14 protein-coding genes, 1 tRNA gene and 1 pseudogene are annotated in these 17,749 nt (G+C 40.2%); 2 read left to right on the top strand and 14 right to left on the bottom strand.

Annotated features, from left to right (window positions below):
- Window positions 1-8: 8 nt before the first annotated feature.
- From QUE46_RS05500 to QUE46_RS05455, 10 genes are all read right to left on the bottom strand, one after another.
- Window positions 9-1,187: a hypothetical protein gene (locus QUE46_RS05500; RefSeq protein WP_286246553.1), complete on the bottom strand. Its 1,179-nt coding sequence runs from the start codon at window positions 1,185-1,187 to the stop codon at window positions 9-11.
- Window positions 1,171-2,049, bottom strand: coding sequence for a lipoprotein NlpI (gene nlpI / locus QUE46_RS05495; protein WP_286246552.1), 879 nt, complete (start codon window positions 2,047-2,049; stop codon window positions 1,171-1,173). Before nlpI ends, QUE46_RS05500 begins: the two co-directional genes overlap by 17 nt.
- Before the next feature lie 140 nt (window positions 2,050-2,189).
- Window positions 2,190-4,316 (bottom strand): polyribonucleotide nucleotidyltransferase, encoded by a 2,127-nt coding sequence (gene pnp / locus QUE46_RS05490; protein WP_286246551.1) that lies wholly within the window; start codon window positions 4,314-4,316, stop codon window positions 2,190-2,192.
- Between the two features lie 664 nt (window positions 4,317-4,980).
- Window positions 4,981-5,250: a 30S ribosomal protein S15 gene (gene rpsO / locus QUE46_RS05485; protein ID WP_004585888.1), complete on the bottom strand. Its 270-nt coding sequence runs from the start codon at window positions 5,248-5,250 to the stop codon at window positions 4,981-4,983.
- Between the two features lie 109 nt (window positions 5,251-5,359).
- A complete protein-coding gene (truB, locus tag QUE46_RS05480) occupies window positions 5,360-6,304 on the bottom strand; it encodes a tRNA pseudouridine(55) synthase TruB (protein WP_286246550.1) in 945 nt (314 codons plus the stop codon).
- A complete protein-coding gene (gene rbfA / locus QUE46_RS05475; RefSeq protein WP_089347169.1) occupies window positions 6,304-6,711 on the bottom strand; it encodes a 30S ribosome-binding factor RbfA in 408 nt (135 codons plus the stop codon). Before rbfA ends, truB begins: the two co-directional genes overlap by 1 nt.
- Window positions 6,712-6,820: 109 nt before the next feature.
- On the bottom strand, window positions 6,821-9,478 hold the full coding sequence (gene infB / locus QUE46_RS05470) for a translation initiation factor IF-2 (RefSeq protein ID WP_286246549.1): 2,658 nt from the start codon (window positions 9,476-9,478) through the stop codon (window positions 6,821-6,823).
- A 25-nt stretch (window positions 9,479-9,503) separates the two neighbouring features.
- Entirely contained in the window at window positions 9,504-11,003 is a 1,500-nt protein-coding gene (nusA, locus tag QUE46_RS05465; RefSeq protein WP_286246548.1) for a transcription termination factor NusA, read from the bottom strand.
- A gap of 38 nt (window positions 11,004-11,041) precedes the next feature.
- The gene (gene rimP, locus QUE46_RS05460; RefSeq protein WP_004585883.1) at window positions 11,042-11,497 is read right to left on the bottom strand and encodes a ribosome maturation factor RimP; all 456 of its coding nucleotides are present in this window, start codon (window positions 11,495-11,497) and stop codon (window positions 11,042-11,044) included.
- A gap of 281 nt (window positions 11,498-11,778) precedes the next feature.
- Window positions 11,779-11,855: transfer RNA gene (locus QUE46_RS05455), tRNA-Met, on the bottom strand.
- Window positions 11,856-12,232: 377 nt separating this feature from the next.
- Here QUE46_RS05455 and QUE46_RS05450 point away from each other — a divergent pair.
- Window positions 12,233-12,694: a globin gene (locus QUE46_RS05450; protein ID WP_286246547.1), complete on the top strand. Its 462-nt coding sequence runs from the start codon at window positions 12,233-12,235 to the stop codon at window positions 12,692-12,694.
- 90 nt (window positions 12,695-12,784) lie between these two features.
- A pseudogene (locus QUE46_RS05445) lies at window positions 12,785-14,341 on the top strand (cryptochrome/photolyase family protein).
- Window positions 14,342-14,399: 58 nt separating this feature from the next.
- On the opposite strand, the gene QUE46_RS05440 reads toward QUE46_RS05445, so the two are convergent.
- The 4 genes from QUE46_RS05440 to QUE46_RS05425 form a co-directional block, all read right to left on the bottom strand.
- Window positions 14,400-14,846 carry an Hsp20 family protein gene (locus QUE46_RS05440; protein ID WP_004585880.1) on the bottom strand — a complete coding sequence of 149 codons (447 nt, stop codon included), beginning with the start codon at window positions 14,844-14,846 and terminating at the stop codon, window positions 14,400-14,402.
- Between the two features lie 247 nt (window positions 14,847-15,093).
- A complete protein-coding gene (locus QUE46_RS05435) occupies window positions 15,094-15,624 on the bottom strand; it encodes a peroxiredoxin-like family protein (protein ID WP_286246546.1) in 531 nt (176 codons plus the stop codon).
- 257 nt (window positions 15,625-15,881) lie between these two features.
- Entirely contained in the window at window positions 15,882-17,276 is a 1,395-nt protein-coding gene (locus QUE46_RS05430) for a sigma-54 dependent transcriptional regulator (protein WP_286246545.1), read from the bottom strand.
- Between the two features lie 11 nt (window positions 17,277-17,287).
- Window positions 17,288-17,659, bottom strand: coding sequence for an Hpt domain-containing protein (locus QUE46_RS05425; protein WP_286246544.1), 372 nt, complete (start codon window positions 17,657-17,659; stop codon window positions 17,288-17,290).
- Between the last annotated feature and the right edge of the window lie 90 nt (window positions 17,660-17,749).

The raw sequence follows: 17,749 nt of genomic DNA, 5'->3' as shown, positions 1-17,749 counted from the left end.
GCTAACAGCTAATTTTTTACCCCCTTATTTGTCGACGTAGGGGCACTAGGAAGACGTTTTAAATGGTCATTAACTATATCTAGTTGGTTTAGCCAAAGCGCCCTGTATTGGTCCGAAAGCCCTAATTGCTGATACTCCATAATAGACCAATTTTCGCTTGGCTTATAAGCAATCCCCCCTTTTTGACAACTATTAGCTTTATGCCACCCTTGAGGTTTCTGTTTCCCATCAGAAATATACAAATTAGGTGCAACAAGCCCACGTTGTGTGCATAACCAAGCCTGTTTAGTTAGCGGTAACGCGTATTCATCCTCAAATCCGTTAAAGTGCATCAATTCATGTAAAAACACATGGTACTGTGCATCTGAATTTATAAGCATGGTGTTATTCGTTACATTAGCAGTGCCATACTTGGGCATCATAATAATAAAATCAAAATTTTCAGTAACCGATTTTATGAGCTTGGGTGTTTGCACACTACACTGCGCAGCTTGGTTTTTATCTATTGAGCATTTCACTGCGCCCGCAACATACACAGGCATAGAAAAGCAAAAAACATGTTTGCGCGGTTCTGGTGCTTGATCATAACGTGAAATTAGCTCATTTAATTTATATAAACCTGAGCGATGGTTACTCATAGTAAGCACATTAAAAAGACATTGCGTTTGTGGTTCAATATCATCACTTATAGAAGCAAACCCAAGTTGATTAATGAATTCATTTGATACTTGGCTGTAATGGGTACTTAGCTCTAGCTTAAGGTGATTTTTTTCATTTCCCTCTGGCAATAGTTTTTCATTAGCGAGTAAGGCTAAATCTTGCCACCGCGAATGAACCAATAACTGCTCAGCTAATGTTTTTCGATGTTCAACTGATAAGTTACTCGCCCCGGCACGCCAAAAAACCTTTGCCGTATTTGCATGCCCACTATTTATAAGCCTAAGTGAATATCGATATTGTGCTAAAGGAATTGAGAGACGTGCCAACTTAGCTAATTGCGTATCCGGGAGCTGGCTAACATGCGAACGAAAATAGGAAGGGGTTTGCCAGTAGCTTTGTAATACATTGGCTTTTGAATTTAATACATGCCAAAAGCCAATTGCGCCAAAACGATTACTAGAGCCTGATAGAATTAAGCACCCTAGTAATACACTTAGAAACTTAACATACTTAGCTAGCGTCAGCACCAGCCATCAGCTCAAGCTCTAAACGGGCATATTTGTACTCAATAAACTCATGCACATTTGTGGATAGCGCTAACCTAAAGTAGTCCGCAGCTAAATACTGCTCACCCGCTGCTTGGTGCATTTTGGCTAAATAAAAATACGCCTCACACAAACGTTGTGCGTATTCTTGCTCAGATTTAACACCTTCGCTAATACCCGATAAAAACGTATGCTCACTCATTTCACCGCTATAAAGCGAAATTAATTGATACGCCCATTGCGATTCATCTAAGGCAGCAGCATTGGCTTTAAGGTCTGTTAGTGCTTGTTGTTTATCTTCTTGCGATTGTGCAAGGTAAAGCCATAATACTCGGTAAGGATCGTTTGGTGAACGCGCTAAAAACTCATCAAAATCGCTTTGCGCCAAGTTTGCTCTTTCACCATAATACAGTGCAATACCACGGTTTAAATAAGCGTATTCATGCTCTTCATTAAGCTCAAGGGCTGAATCAAAAAACTCATACGCTTTTTCGTATTGCTGCATTAAAGTGTGCTGAATACCTAAAAAGTTATACACCTCAGCTAAATCAGGCTTTAATTTTATAGCACGGTTAAAATCAATGCGAGATAACGTAGTCATTCCTAAACTATCAAATAACACCCCACGGTCATAATAAAGCTTAGCTTGTTGCTCGGTACTTAAATCGGCTCTATTTAATAATTCAGAGTAACGCGCAATCGCAATTTCACTTCTAAAATCGGATGCAAGGGGTGCTGTAAATGGCACATTAACAATCGGCGTAGGTGTTGATTCAGTCGTAGTTTGGCAAGCGCTTAAAGACAAAATAGCAAAAGATGCCAAAGCTAAATGTTTGAGTATCATTAAAATCCTTAATACCAAGATATATCGCAATAAAAATAAGACAGACCTTGTCTAATAAGGTTTCATTAAAGCATAAAAAAAGGGGCTAAACAGCCCCTTTTTTATTATCCCGCGTATATTAACGGGTTAAAGTTTAGCAATTATGCGTCTTTTGACTCATCAGCTGCTGGTGCTGCTGACTCCATTGCTTCTTTAATGCTTAGACGTACACGGCCTTGGCGGTCTACTTCTAGTACTTTAACTTTAACTTCTTGACCTTCACTTAAGTGGTCAGTTACGTTGTTAACACGCTCTGTACTGATTTGAGAAATATGCACTAGGCCATCTTTACCAGGAAGAATGTTTACAAACGCACCAAAGTCAACAATACGTACAACTTTACCAGTGTAGATAGTACCTACTTCAAGCTCTGCTGTTAATTGCTCAATACGTGTAATTGCGTTTTGTGCGCTTTCACCGTCTGTTGCAGCAATTTTAATTGTACCGTCATCTTCAATTTCAATTGTTGTGCCTGTCTCTTCAGTAAGTTGACGAATAGTAGCGCCACCTTTACCAATTACTTCAGCAATCTTCTTAGCAGGAATTTGCATAGTGTAGATACGAGGAGCAAACATTGATAACTCTTCTGAAGGAGCAGAAATCGCTTCGTCCATCACACCTAAAATGTGTAAACGCGCCGCTTTTGCTTGTTTAAGCGCAATTTGCATGATTTCTTGTGTGATACCTTCAATCTTGATATCCATTTGTAGTGCAGTGATACCGTTAGTAGTACCTGCTACTTTAAAGTCCATGTCACCTAAGTGATCTTCATCACCTAAGATATCTGAAAGAACAACAAACTTTTCATCTTCTTTCACAAGGCCCATCGCGATACCCGCAACAGATGCTTTAATTGGTACACCGGCGTTCATAAGTGCAAGTGACGTACCACAAACAGATGCCATTGAAGACGAACCATTTGATTCAGTAATTTCAGATACAACACGAATTGAGTAAGGGAACTCAGTAAGTGTAGGCATAACAGCTTGGATACCACGCTTAGCTAAGTTACCGTGGCCGATTTCACGACGCTTTGGAGAACCTACAAAACCAGTTTCACCTACACAGAATGGAGGAAAGTTGTAGTTAAGCATAAAGTGGTTTTTGTGAGTACCCGTTAAATCATCGATTAACTGTGAGTCACGTTCTGTACCAAGTGTCGCTGTCACAAGTGCTTGTGTTTCGCCACGAGTAAAGATTGCAGAACCGTGAGTACGTGGTAATACACCCGTCATTACATCTAGTGCACGGATCATATCTGGTTCACGACCATCAATACGTTTTTCACCGGCAGTGATGCGGCCACGTACAATTTTCTTCTCTAAAGAACCAAATACTTTGCCTACTTCTTGCTTATCAAGTGTTTCATCTTCAGCAAGTTCACTTGTAAGTGCTTCAATTACAGCGTCTTTGGCTGCAGTTAATGCTTCTTTACGTGCTACTTTATCAGTAATACGGTAAGCTTCACCTACTTTATCTGATGCAAGTGATGCTACTTTTTCTTCAAGAGATACGTTTTTCTCAGGTGCAGTCCAATCCCAAGTAGGCTTACCTGCTTCTGCTTTAAATTCGTTAATTGCGTTAATGATAGCTTGAGATTGCTCATGGCCGTATACAACCGCACCTAGCATTACGTCTTCAGCTAGTACGTCAGCTTCTGATTCAACCATTAGTACTGCGTTATCAGTACCTGCAACAACTAAATCAAGTTGGCTTTCTTCAAGCTCTTTTAGTGTTGGGTTAAGCACGTATTCACCGTTGATGTAACCAACGCGAGAAGCACCAATTGGGCCGCTAAATGGGATACCAGAGATAGCAAGTGCTGCTGATGTACCAATCATCGCAACCATATCTGGTTGGATTTCAGGGTTTACAGATACAACGGTTGCAATAACTTGTACTTCATTTACGAAACCATTTGGGAAAAGTGGACGAATTGGACGGTCAATAAGACGTGCAATAAGTGTTTCGCCATCGTTAGGACGACCTTCACGCTTTAGGAAACCACCTGGGATACGACCAGCAGCGTACATACGCTCTTGGTAGTTAACAGTAAGTGGGAAAAAGTCTTGACCAGGTTGAGCTTCACGCTTACCAACGACAGTAACTAATACTGACGTGTCACCAATGCTTGCTAGTACAGCGCCGTCAGCTTGACGAGCGATTGCACCTGTTTCTAGGGTAACTGTGTGTTGACCTAGTTGAAATTCTTTAATAATTGCTTGCACTTAAAATATTCCTTAAATGTTTTTATATTTCATTAATAAGTGTCATTAAAAGGGCCAATTACAGTACATAATTGTATTCAGTTGGAAATCAATTAAGTACTACAATTGGCAAAATTTTTAATGACTGCAGATAACCTATTTATCTACGCGCATAGTATATACCAAAGCGACGTAAAATTGCGAGTCTACCCAAAGATAAAAGTAATCGCTTTTATCTCATTATTTATCAATTACTTTATATAAAACGGTTTGTACCAATTCGCTTAATTAAGGCAGGTTTTATAAGGGGAGATATTCGTGCTGGTAAAACGCTAAAGCTCGTTGTTTTATTATACCAATCCTCATAATTAAGTGATCTATTTTGAGGATGGATAAACGTGTTGATAACAAGGCAAAAAACTCGCTATTTAGTTGTTCTCGGCAATTGCTCCTGCATTGCTCTACCTTCTGCATCCATGCAGTCGTAAATGAGAATTTTTTAACGCAGATAGCGACACGTTTAACCCCTGAAAATGATTAAGTATTAATACGGGTTGGTATTAGGCGCATGAGTATTTTAAAACATCATAAAGCCAGTTAGTAAAGCTATTATGGATGATTTTAAATTACAAAATTTAGGCACAAAAAAAGGAGCTATAAAGCTCCTTTTCTCGTAATCAAGTTCTTAGCGACGTAGGCCAAGCTCTTGGATTAACGCAGTATAACGCGAGATGTCTTTACCTTTTAGGTAATCAAGCAATTTACGGCGAGTACTTACTTTACGAAGCAGACCACGACGTGAGTGGAAGTCATGCTTGTGGTCAGCAAAGTGACCTTGAAGCTTGTTGATATCAAAAGTAAGTAAAGCTACTTGTACTTCAGGTGAACCAGTGTCGCCTTCAGCACGTGCAAATTTAGCAATGATATCGATTTTTTCTTGATTGCTTAGTGACATAATAACTCCAAAAGTTAAATTTAATAGGTGCTTTAGCCGATCACTAATTCAGCCAAAACGATTAAGCGGGCGTATTCTACCAACTATGAGAATAACTACAAGTTAAAGTTTACTCTGGTTGCTGATTAGACAGGCCACGCTTTGATTTTAAATGTCCATCAGGGTTGCGCTCACCAGTGCCGATAAACGCACCATCAGCCAGGACTTTAATTGCCCCTTCGGGTAATTCAGTGCCTAGCACCACGGCTTGGCCATGGCTAAACGAAACGCCCTGCTCTTTGCTAATTTCTACAACAGGTAAATCAACCAATGCACTATCCATTGGTAATAGTAATTCATCAAGGTATGTAGATGGGGCAACCTCTTCCTCTTTAGCCTTGGCTAATAAGGTTTCAAGGTGCTCAAGCGAGACCATTTTATCTTTAGGGTAATGACCAACTGCTGAGCGATGCAACATAATAACATGTGCACCACAGCCTAGGTTTTCCCCTAAATCATCAACAATGGTACGAATGTACGTGCCTTTAGATACATGGGCGGTCATTTGCACTTCGTTATTCGCTTCATCAAACTCATCAAGCGTTAAACTAAATACATTTATTTTTCGGCATTTACGCGGTACTTCAATACCTTCACGCGCGTACTTATATAAAGGCTTGCCTTCATATTTAAGCGCTGAGTACATTGATGGATACTGATCTGACTCGCCTAAAAACTTTTCTATTTCTGCAGCAAGTTGCTCAGTAGTAATGTTTACATCACGGGTTTCAACCACTTCGCCATCTGAATCAGAGGTAGTGGTGCGCTCACCTAGTTTTGCTCTTACCACATAGGTTTTATCTGTATCGAGCAAAAACTGAGTAAACTTAGTCGCTTCACCAAAACAAATAGGTAGCATACCTGTGGCCAGTGGGTCTAGCGCACCGGTATGGCCAGCTTTTTGGGCAAAATAAATACCTTTAGCTTGCTGTAGGGCTTTGTTCGACGAAATGCCTTGAGGTTTGTTTAACAACAAAATACCATCAATCGGACGGCCTTTACTGCGTCTAGCCATTAGTCTTTAGTGCCTTCTTCGCTATCAGTTTCATCATTTACATGTTTAGCGTTATCTTCGCGAATAACCGAGTCCACTAAGTTAGAGATACGCATCCCTTCCATTAGTGAGTTATCTACTACAAACTTAAGCTCAGGCATTATACGAGCACGAATACGCTTACCCAGTAACGAGCGAATATAGCCCGTAGCTTCGTTAAGTATTTTTGCGCTTTCTTTTGCTTTGTTTTCATCTTCGGTATTAAACACCGTAATAAAAACTTTTGCGTAAGATAAATCGCGCGATACTTCTACCGCAGACACTGTCACCATGCCTAAGCGCGGATCTTTAATTTCGCGTTGTAAAATAACAGCAATTTCTTTTTGAATTTGTTGAGCAACACGATCAGTGCGAGAAAATTCTCTCATGATTGTTTTCCTAAAATCATAACTTACTGAATTAAAATAATAAGTTAATTAAATAATGGATACAGAAATGGGGGCAAAGCCCCCATTTAAAATCTTAGCTTACGAGCAATTAAAGTGTACGTTGTACTTCAACTGTCTCAAATACTTCGATTTGGTCACCAACGCGAACGTCATTGTAGTTCTTAACACCGATACCACATTCCATGCCGTTACGTACTTCTTGAACGTCATCTTTAAAGCGACGTAGTGACTCAAGCTCACCTTCGTAAATAACCACGTTGTCACGTAGTACACGAATTGGTGCGCTGCGTTTAATTGTACCTTCAGTAACCATACAACCAGCAATTGCGCCAATTTTTGGAGACTTAAATACGTCACGCACTTCAGCAAGACCGATAATCTCTTGCTTAAATTCAGGTGCAAGCATACCAGACATGGCTTGCTTAACTTCCTCAATTAGGCTGTAGATTACGCTGTAGTAACGAAGGTCTAAGTTTTCAGTGTCAATTACTTTACGTGCAGATGCATCAGCACGAACGTTAAAGCCAACTACGATTGCATTAGATGCAGCCGCAAGTGTTGCATCAGTTTCAGTGATACCACCTACGCCTGAGCCTACAATCTTCACTTTAACTTCATCAGTAGAAAGCTTAGTTAGTGAATCTGAAATTGCTTCAATTGAACCTTGAACGTCTGCTTTAAGTACAATGTTAACTTCAGATACATCGCCTTCAGCCATGTTAGAAAACATGTTTTCAAGCTTCGCTTTTTGCTGACGAGCCAACTTAACGTCGCGGAACTTACCTTGACGGTATAAAGCCACTTCACGCGCTTTACGCTCATCTTTAACAACGGTTGCTTCATCACCTGCCGCCGGTATACCAGAAAGACCTAAAATCTCAACTGGAATAGAAGGGCCAGCTGATTTAATGTCTTTACCATTTTCGTCTTTCATTGCACGAACACGGCCGTATTCAAGACCACACAGTACGATATCGCCTTGGTTAAGGGTACCTGATTGAACCAATATAGACGCTACCGGACCACGTCCTTTATCAAGGCGAGATTCAATAACAACACCTGCAGCCATACCTTCAGAAGGGGCACTTAGCTCCAATAATTCTGACTGCATAAGTACAGCTTCTAGTAAGTCATCAATACCTAAGCCAGTTTTAGCTGAGATATGAACGTATTGCGTATCGCCGCCCCAATCTTCAGGGATAACGTCTAGCTGAGCTAGTTCGTTTTTAACGCGATCTGGATCTGCGCCTTCTTTATCCATTTTGTTTACAGCGATGATTAAAGGAACGCCAGCTGCACGAGCATGCTGTACCGCTTCTTTAGTTTGTGGCATTACACCATCATCTGCTGCAACCACTAGGATTACAATATCTGTCGCTTTAGCACCACGTGCACGCATTGATGTAAACGCGGCATGGCCTGGTGTATCTAAGAAAGTGATCATGTTGCCGTTTGTTTCAACGTGATATGCACCAATGTGCTGTGTAATACCACCGGCTTCGCCTGATGCAACTTTAGCTGAACGAATGTAATCAAGTGTTGATGTTTTACCGTGGTCAACGTGACCCATTACAGTTACTACTGGCGCACGAGGCTCAGACTTACCATCTTCATGACGGTCATTTAAAACTGTTTGCTCTAATTCGTTTTCTTTAACAATGATAACTTTGTGGCCCATTTCTTCAGCAACAAGTTGTGCTGTTTCTTGGTCAATCACTTGGTTAATGGTAACCATGTCACCCATTTTCATCATTGTTTTAACAACTTCAGCGCCTTTAACTGCCATGCGTGAAGCAAGCTCAGCAACTGTAATTGTTTCGCTAATACGCACTTCGTTTTTAACATCTGCAGTTGGCTTTTGGAAACCATGCTGTAGTGATGTAGGTGCTTTTAGCTTGCCTTTACGGCCTTTACCACCTGCAAATTTATCTTTTGCTGGGGCTTTTTTCTTTTTCTTAGCACGGCGTGCGCCTTGCTCATCACGTGCATCGGCTACATCTTCTGCCTCACGTGCGTATGTAGAAGTCGTAAGATGGTGATCCGCTGTTTCTTCGCGTTTCTTACGTTCTTCTTCTTCTTTCTTCCAGCGAGCTTCATTTTCTTCAGCTAGCTTTCTTGCCTCTTCTGCTTGACGTTTCGCTTCTTCTTCAGCTTTCTTCAATGCGGCCTCTTCTGCTTCTTTCTGCAGACGCTCAGCTTCGATGCGATCTTTCTCAGACTTAGCACTTTGCTCTGGGGTCATCTGCTGTTGTTTAGCTTTACGCTCTGCATCTGCTTTGCGTTTAGCTTCTTCTTTGGCTTTACGATCAGCGTCTTCTTTTGCTTTACGTTCTGCCTCTTGTTTCGCTTTTAACTCAGCGGCTTCTTGTGCAGCTTTTTGCTGCTCTTCGATACGCGCTTTTTCTTCAGCGGCTAGACGTTGCTGTTCTTGCTCTTGCTCCATTGCGCTCTTTTTCACGTAAGTACGTGTTTTGCGAACTTCAACTTGAACAGCTTTCGCTTTACCCGTAGAGCCCGTTACATTTAATGTGCTTTTGCTCTTACGCTGTAAAGTCATACGTGCTGGGCCATCTGAACCAGTACCACCGTGCGATTTGCTTAAGTGATCAAGTAACTGTGCTTTTTCAGCTTCTGTTACATTGTCACCTGCTTTTTTAGTGATACCCGCTTGTGAAAATTGCTGTAGCAATTTATCAACAGTTGTACCTATATCGCCGGCTAGTTTTTCAACATTTACTTCTGCCATAGTGTGTAATACCTCCGTTAATAAATTACTCGTCTGCGAACCAACAAATATTACGTGCAGCCATAATTAACTCACCTGCTTTTTCAGGTGAAAGCTCTGTAATATCTACTAATTCATCAATACCTTGCTCAGCTAAGTCTTCAAGTGTAACTACACCCTTACTTGCCATAACAAATGCTAGATGGCGTTCTAAACCTTCAAGCGCAAGTAAGTCTTCAGCAGGCTCTACGCCCTCTAAGCTTTCTTCCGTTTTAAGTGCTTTAGTCGTTAACGCGTCTTTAGCGCGTGAGCGCAGTACATCAACCGTTTCTTCATCTAAGCCATCAATTTCTAAAAACTCAGAAGCCGGCACATAGGCTACTTCTTCAAGTGTTGAGAAACCTTCGTTGATAAGTAATGATGCAAATTCATCATCAATATCTAAGTTTTCAGTAAATAAGTTAATTAACTTATCTGACTCAGCCTCGTTTTTAGCGCGCATGTCATCAACTGTCATTACGTTTAGTTCCCAGCCAGTTAATTGGCTTGCTAAACGAACGTTTTGACCATTACGACCAATTGCTTGTGCTAGGTTATCTGCTTCAACAGCGATATCCATTGAATGAGTGTCTTCATCCATTACGATTGAAGCTACTTCAGCCGGTGCCATTGCATTAATTACAAACTGTGCAGGGTTGTCATCGTAAAGTACAATATCAACACGCTCGCCACCAAGTTCTGATGATACAGCTTGAACACGTGCACCACGCATACCAACACACGCACCTACTGGGTCAATGCGCTTGTCGTTAGATTTAACGGCGATTTTAGCGCGTGAACCAGGATCGCGTGCTGCAGCACGAAGCTCAATCATTTCTTCGCCAATTTCTGGCACCTCAATGCGGAATAATTCCATCAGCATTTCTGGTTTTGAACGCGTTACAAATAACTGTGCGCCGCGTGCTTCAGGTTTAACTTCGTAAAGAAGACCACGGATACGATCGCCTGGGCGGAAGTTTTCACGTGGTAGCATATCGTCACGGTAAATAACCGCTTCTGCGTTGTTACCTAAATCAAGTACGATCGCATCACGTGTCGCTTTTTTAACAACACCTGTTACTAGCTCGCCTTCTTGATCTTTATAAGCTTCTACAACTAAAGCGCGCTCAGCTTCACGTACTTTTTGTACGATAACTTGCTTTGCCATTTGTGTAGTTATGCGGTCGAATTTGATAGATTCAATCTGTTCTTCAACATAATCACCTAGTTGCAGGTCTGGTTCTTCAACTTGAGCTGCTTCTAATGTGATTTCGCTGTAAGGGTTTTCTAAAGAACCATCTTCTTGAACTTCTGCAATCTGCCAACGACGGAACGTGTCGTAATCACCGGTTTTACGGTCGATTGATACACGTACTTCAATTTCGCCATCGTGTTTTTTCTTTGTCGCTGTTGCTAGAGCGAACTCTAGCGCTTCAAAAATCTTTTCTTTTGGAACCGCTTTCTCATTGGAAACGGCTTCAGCAACCAATAATATCTCTTTTGCCATGGGTAATGCCTCGCTTGCCCTATTCCTTCGCACTCAAATTAAAACTTTGCGATGATGTTCGCACGTTCGATATTGCTAAGCATGATTAAGTGCTCTTCGCCATCGCTTTTAAGTGTGATCATATCACTGCTAACTGCTACTAAATCGCCTTTAAAATTACGGCGACCATCTTGTGGAAGCTTAGTACGAACGCGTACTTCCTCTCCTTGCGCCTTCTCGTAATGATCTTGTTTGAATAATGGACGATCAACACCAGGAGACGATACTTCCAAATCATATTCATTTGTAATTGGGTCTTCGACGTCTAAAATCGCACTAATTTGGCGACTTGCATCCGCACAATTATCAACAGATATCCCATCCTCATGGTCAATATAAACCCTTAAGGTAGAATGGCGGCCTGCTTGTACAAACTCAAGACCATGTAATTCAAAGCCTAACATTTCTACTGCAGGCGTAAGCATGGTTAATAAATCTTGCTCAAGTTTTGTCACGAAAATCCTCCATACAAACAAAAAAAGGGCTTATAGCCCTAAAATACTGAGTTTAAGTTTTGATTTAATGACAAGGCCATAAATCAATGGTGCAGATACAACAACGCCCCGAACCAAGCGGGGCGTCACACCAATAAAGCATAAAACTGTGTGGCCTCAGGCCAAGCTTGGCTGCGGGTCATAACACTGACCAAATTAAACTACATTAGCTTAAACGCAAAACGCGCATTACTTAGAATGCGCGATACAGAATTAGTAAGGATATACCTAACTATAAAAATTGGTTGCGGGAGCCGGATTTGAACCGACGACCTTCGGGTTATGAGCCCGACGAGCTACCAGGCTGCTCCATCCCGCGCCAATAGATATTAAACTTAAAATTCAATATCGCTGTTAGCGAGTAATTAACCGCTAAACAATGGCGGCTATTATAAGGATGTACGGGGTAATTAGCAACCATAATAACGAATAAGTTTGATAAAATCAGTGACCCACCATTTTAAGCTTTAGCAGTATGTATTATGGTGTTGCTAACGGTAAAATGATAATCGTAGCATCATTAATATTTACGTAAAAAGCCGTATATTCATAAATAAAATATCTAAAATTCATAAAACTGATACAATTTTGTGTTTTTTTACGATTAGTTTACGTGCGATATTTGAGCAACGCACTATACTAAAAGCTCACCGATGTGGATAAAAATAAAAATTACAAAATTTAATGAGATTGCAAATGAATACTTATCAGCCACAGTTAATTAAAAGCTTGCATATAGTTAAGCCAAATTTTCATGCGTTTACAGCGCGCTTTCATGCAAAACTTGAAGCGTCAAATATAACAATGCAGTACCCAAGTGCAACTTATTTTAACGAAAAAAGTTATATTTTATATTGTGTGTTAGAACGCATCGTTAGGCATTTAGATAACCCATCTTCTGTTGCCCCATTTTTAACCTTTCACTTGCAATACTTAAAAAAGATGGGGGTTACGCCAAAAGAAATATCGCTACTTTGCGATGCCTTTTACGATACCTTAAACGAGCACTTAGGGCGTTTATTTACCACACAAACACAATTTGCTTGGCAAAAAGCGCTTCGTTATTTTGAAAGCTTTGCTAATACAACCTTGTTTAACAAAACAAATGTTATTTCGCTTGAGCAAAAAATCACTCAACTTCGTGCAAACAAGCTATAAGTATCACAGGCCTCAGCTTTTATTCACCTATGAGCAAACTACCTAGATCTACGTCGTTGTTTTTTACGTACAACTGAATTTAGGTAGTCTATGGCTCATTATAAAGTGTTACGCCTAATTTTAGGTGATCAACTAAATGCTTCGCATTCGTGGTTTAAAGAAAAAGAGCCCGATACACTTTATTTAATTGCCGAGTTAAAACAAGAAACCAATTACGTTAAGCACCATGTGCAAAAGTTATGTGCTTTTTTTTATGCGATGGAACGTTTTGCAACGGCTTTACAAAGCGCGAATTACAGCACACTTCATCTTACCCTTGATGATACCCACCAGGACAAAACCTTACCTGATTTACTCACGCGCATAGCCAAACAGTTTTGTTGCAGTGAAATACATTACCAATACCCTGATGAATTTCGCCTCAAAGCACAGCTAAGTAAATTTAAAAAAGAGTCTGATCTTCTTGTTAAAGCCTATGACACTGAACATTTTATGCTGCCATTTGAGCGTATTAACGAACGGTTTGAAAAAAACAAACATGTGACTATGGAGCACTTTTATCGCGCTATGCGCAAGCAATACACAATCCTTATGGATGGAAATAGCCCACAAGGAGGACGGTGGAACTTTGATAGTAATAACAGAAACAAATTTAAAAAAGCAGATTTAAACGCCATTCCACCACCAAAATTATTTAATAACGATGTTAGCACCATCATCGGTAGACTTAAAAAACATAACGTAAATTACTTTGGTGAAATAAACCCTCAGCAGCTGCCATGGCCGCTCACTCGCATACAAGCCAAAACGTGTTTAGAGTATTTTTGCACTCACCTGCTAAAAAATTTCGGCCAGTTTCAAGATGCAATGACCGACCAAATTACAAATAACGCCAGCTTGTACCATAGCCGTTTATCATTTGCTTTAAACGCCAAGTTAATCCACCCGCTGTACGTTATTAGGCGTGTAGTTGACGAATATAATGCTCACCCAGACACAATTTCGATTTCTCAAGTAGAGGGCTTTGTTAGGCAAATTCTAGGTTGGCGTGAATATGTGCGCTGTATATATTGGGTAAACATGCCCGACTATGCACAAAAAAACCAATTACAGGCCAAACAGTCGTTACCGGGCTACTTTTGGCAGGGTAATGTAAAAATGAACTGTTTAAGCCATGCATTAACGCAGAGCTTAAATACTGCTTACGCTCATCATATTCAAAGATTAATGATCATTGGTAATTTTTGCTTATTAACAGGCATTGACCCTAATGAAGTCGACCAGTGGTATTTAGGGGTTTATATTGATGCCATTGAATGGGTTGAAATGCCTAACACCCGTGGCATGAGCCAATTTGCAGATGATGCCATTATTGCCACTAAACCCTACGCAGCCAGTGGTAATTACATCAATAAAATGAGCGATTACTGCAAAAACTGTCATTATGATGTTAAGTAAAAAGTAGGTGAGAAGGCATGTCCTTACAACAGCTTATATTGGCAATTTATGGATAAACACCGCGCATTACTTGAAAAAAACCCACGCATTGGCATGGTTTATAAAAATTGGGATAAACAAGCACCTCAACTTCAACAGCAGACCTTAGCCCAAGCAAATTATTATTTAACGCATATAAACGAATTATAAAAACGAAAAAGCCGCCTCAGTTAAGGCGGCTACAATCAGGGAAAATGTTTATTAGCGATTATTTACCTTCGATTAGGTTACCACCGCCAATTTCAATTTTACGAGGTTTAAGTGCTTCTGGGATTTCGCGCTCTAGGTCAATGCTAAGCAGACCGTTGGCTAAATCGGCACCGAGCACCTTTACATGATCCCCTAGTTGAAACTTACGCTCAAAGTTACGTTCAGCAATACCTTGATGAATGAACTTACGCTCTTCATTTTCATCTTTATTTGGTTTAGTGCCTGCAACTTTTAACGTGTTGTTCTCTGACTCAATGGTCAGCTCATTTTCACTAAAGCCAGCAACGGCCATAGTGATTCTGTATTTGTCTTTATCTAGTGCTTCGATATTGTAAGGAGGAAAGCTAGGCTGCTTGTCTGTACGAGCTGCCGCATCCATTAAAGATGCTAAATGATCAAAGCCGATGAATGAACGATAAAGTGGTGATAAGTCTACTGTACGCATAATAATATCCTCATATTTAAGCGATATAATGTTGTTACTTTTCGTTTGAACAAGCACAACATAATTAAATTAATAATATAAATTTCAATAACTTCTGTATTTTTTTGGGACCCATCAGGCGTCCTCATTAAACTATTTATGGGCAATAAAATAGTTTTCAAGTAATTAAATTAAAAAAAGTGAAAAAAATAAAAAAGGGCACAAAAATGTGCCCTCTTCGTATATTCATCAAATTACTCAATACACGTTACTTAATAAAAGTACCGCGAATTGGGTAGTCGTTTTCGCGTGAAAATTTAATACCGCCTAACAACTGCTTAAGGCTTGGACGAACAAATGGACTATTTGATTTATCAAGCATCTGTACTTGGTTATCTTCGTTTAAAACAATAATACAAGGCTCAGCAAATGGGTGATCTGTTTCAGCATCACTACGCGGTTCACTAATGTATAAGCCTAAATCAGTCATTTGCTCAATGGTTAAATTGTAATAAAGAGGGAAATTTACGTCTATTTTTTCAAGATGCTTTTTAAGCTGCTCTTCGCTATCGCCACTTACTGCTACAACTTCTACACCTACGCTGGCAAAATCGTCATGCATTGTTGCAAGCTCGTTTAGTTGCTCGGTACATTTAGGGCAATGCTGGCCTCTGTACACCACTATCATTTTCCAAGGTTTGTCGCTTACGCGGTCAACTAAATTCACGTCATTGTTATCTAAATCGCTTACCACTAAAGGCTGCATTACACTCGCTGGCTGTAAATTAACGTTACTCATTGTGATCTCCTTTTACTATTAAACTTAGGGTGTAGTAATAGAGCTTAGGGTATCTTTAATTATTTCAACCATGAAAATGTAACTAAGAACGAAATGACTTGCGACTAGCTCTTATCAAGTAGCCTTGTTTAATGTGTTTAGGAGAATTATAAGCTATGAGCAGAATAATAAAATTATGATTAAACAGGCACCCTACTCTTATTAAGTAGCATTAGCACAGTATAAACACCAAGCAGGTGTAAGTATGAAGCGTAAAGCTAACCCCAACCTTTTATTTTTCTGTAAATAGTCGAGGCGCTTACTCCTAAATAGGCTGCAGCAAGTGGAATGTTATCATCACATACTGCTATTGCCGACTCTATTGCCCTTTTTTCAACCTGCCACAGGGGCTCTATGTCGTGTACGCCCATAAGCGAGTTAGTTTGTATTTGCTCTGCAGATTGAGACGAGCTGGTATTTTTGATTGGAATAGCAGAATTAACACCAAATGAGCTAGGTAACATATCTAGCTCAACTACGTCACCCTCGTTGATAACAACGATATTTTCGATAACATTTTGCAGCTCACGGATATTACCGGGCCAATCGTAGTTGCAAAAAAGGTTTTCAACTTCTTTTGAAAAGCGATGGAATAACTTAGCGTTACTTTCACTTTTTTGCTTTAAAATATGCTTTGCAAGCAACATTATATCGCCAGCTCGCTCGCGTAGCGGAGGTAACTTTACAGGAATAACATTAAGCCTATAGTATAAATCTTCTCTAAAACGCCCTTCGGCAACTTCAACTACAGGGCTTCTATTTGTTGCACACACTAGCCTTACATTACTGTGTAAAACCTCGCTACTGCCTACCCGATTAAACGCACCCGTTTGTAAAAAACGCAATAACTTAGCTTGTAGGTTGAGCTCCATCTCACACAGTTCATCTAAAAATAAAGTGCCGCCGTTTGCAACTTCTACAGCCCCTTTTCTATCACTTAACGCTCCGCTAAAGGCCCCTTTTACATGACCAAAAAACTCTGACTCAAATAGCTCTCCTGGAATAGCAGCACAGTTAATTGCAATAAATGGCCCTTCACTTCTTGGGCTGGTGTCGTGCAAAGTTTGCGCGCACACTTCTTTACCTGTGCCACTCTCTCCGGTAATAAAAACACATGCTTTGCTTCGTGCCGCACTATCTAAAAGCCTAAACACCGTTTGCATTGCTAACGATTCACCAATAAAGCCAGAGGTGTTTTGCGCTTTTTGTTCTTGAATTTTAACTGCAGGAGGTGCTTTTTGTGAAAGTGCGCTATCAACGGCGTTCACTAAGCGCTGGCCTGAAAACGGTTTTTCTAAAAAATCAAAGCCACCTAAACGCATCGCCTCTACTGCAACATCAATAGAGCTATTTGAAGTGATCATTACTACGTTAGCAGGCTTTTCTTGCTTTTTAACAAACTGTAGCACTTCTAAGCCGCTAATATCGGGTAAGCAAACATCTTGAACAATAACATCCGGCATCATCTCTTTTATACCAACCAAGGCAGAGTAGCCATCGGTAAAGTGTTTACATTCGTGCCCTGCTTGCTCTAATTGACTCGCATAAAGAGCCCCACTTGCAATGCTATCTTCTACAATATAAACCAGTGCTTTTTTTTGAGAATCGTTCATGGCAGAGCCTTCTAAGTAATATTATTTGCAATAACTTGATATGCAGCATGCGTTTTTTCTAGATTATGTAGAACGTTCTGAGCAGCGTGAATATTTTCTTCGATGGTAGCGGGTGGGTAATCATGCAGCTGACTGGCAAGAGCTGCTAAAGTTAAAGCACCGTACAGTGCCGCTGAATTTTTAAGTACGTGCATTATATCTTTAATATTATCTTCATCTTGCTCATCAATAGCATTTTTAAGACGAACTCGCATTTCTTCTAATTCATTAATAAATAAGTTTACTAGCCTAACCAAGGTAAGTGAGCCTACATCTTGCTCTAGTTGCGCTAACACATTCGCTTGAGTAATGGTGTTATCAATATATTCTTCTGGTATTGGCATATCTGGCCTTTATTTATTATTGTGATACGAAGCTATTTTATATTTTATACTTTTAGAGTAAGTCGTTTTTCGCATTTTGCAAATTGAAAC

This window comes from Pseudoalteromonas sp. MM1 (genome assembly GCF_030296835.1).
Taxonomy (GTDB): Bacteria; Pseudomonadota; Gammaproteobacteria; order Enterobacterales; family Alteromonadaceae; genus Pseudoalteromonas.
The sequence above is the reverse complement of the archived record's forward strand: the minus strand, read 5'-3'. Positions and strand labels throughout refer to the sequence as shown.

What these genes read in the sequence shown, in the direction of transcription:
- nlpI (WP_286246552.1), bottom strand. Translation starts at nt 2,049, where the DNA reads ATGATACTCAAACATTTAGCTTTGGCATCTTTTGCTATTTTGTCTTTA.
- rpsO (WP_004585888.1), bottom strand. Translation starts at nt 5,250, where the DNA reads ATGTCACTAAGCAATCAAGAAAAAATCGATATCATTGCTAAATTTGCA.
- truB (WP_286246550.1), bottom strand. Translation starts at nt 6,304, where the DNA reads ATGGCTAGACGCAGTAAAGGCCGTCCGATTGATGGTATTTTGTTGTTA.
- rbfA (WP_089347169.1), bottom strand. Translation starts at nt 6,711, where the DNA reads ATGAGAGAATTTTCTCGCACTGATCGTGTTGCTCAACAAATTCAAAAA.
- infB (WP_286246549.1), bottom strand. Translation starts at nt 9,478, where the DNA reads ATGGCAGAAGTAAATGTTGAAAAACTAGCCGGCGATATAGGTACAACT.
- nusA (WP_286246548.1), bottom strand. Translation starts at nt 11,003, where the DNA reads ATGGCAAAAGAGATATTATTGGTTGCTGAAGCCGTTTCCAATGAGAAA.
- QUE46_RS05450 (WP_286246547.1), top strand. Translation starts at nt 12,233, where the DNA reads ATGAATACTTATCAGCCACAGTTAATTAAAAGCTTGCATATAGTTAAG.
- QUE46_RS05440 (WP_004585880.1), bottom strand. Translation starts at nt 14,846, where the DNA reads ATGCGTACAGTAGACTTATCACCACTTTATCGTTCATTCATCGGCTTT.
- QUE46_RS05435 (WP_286246546.1), bottom strand. Translation starts at nt 15,624, where the DNA reads ATGAGTAACGTTAATTTACAGCCAGCGAGTGTAATGCAGCCTTTAGTG.
- QUE46_RS05430 (WP_286246545.1), bottom strand. Translation starts at nt 17,276, where the DNA reads ATGAACGATTCTCAAAAAAAAGCACTGGTTTATATTGTAGAAGATAGC.
- QUE46_RS05425 (WP_286246544.1), bottom strand. Translation starts at nt 17,659, where the DNA reads ATGCCAATACCAGAAGAATATATTGATAACACCATTACTCAAGCGAAT.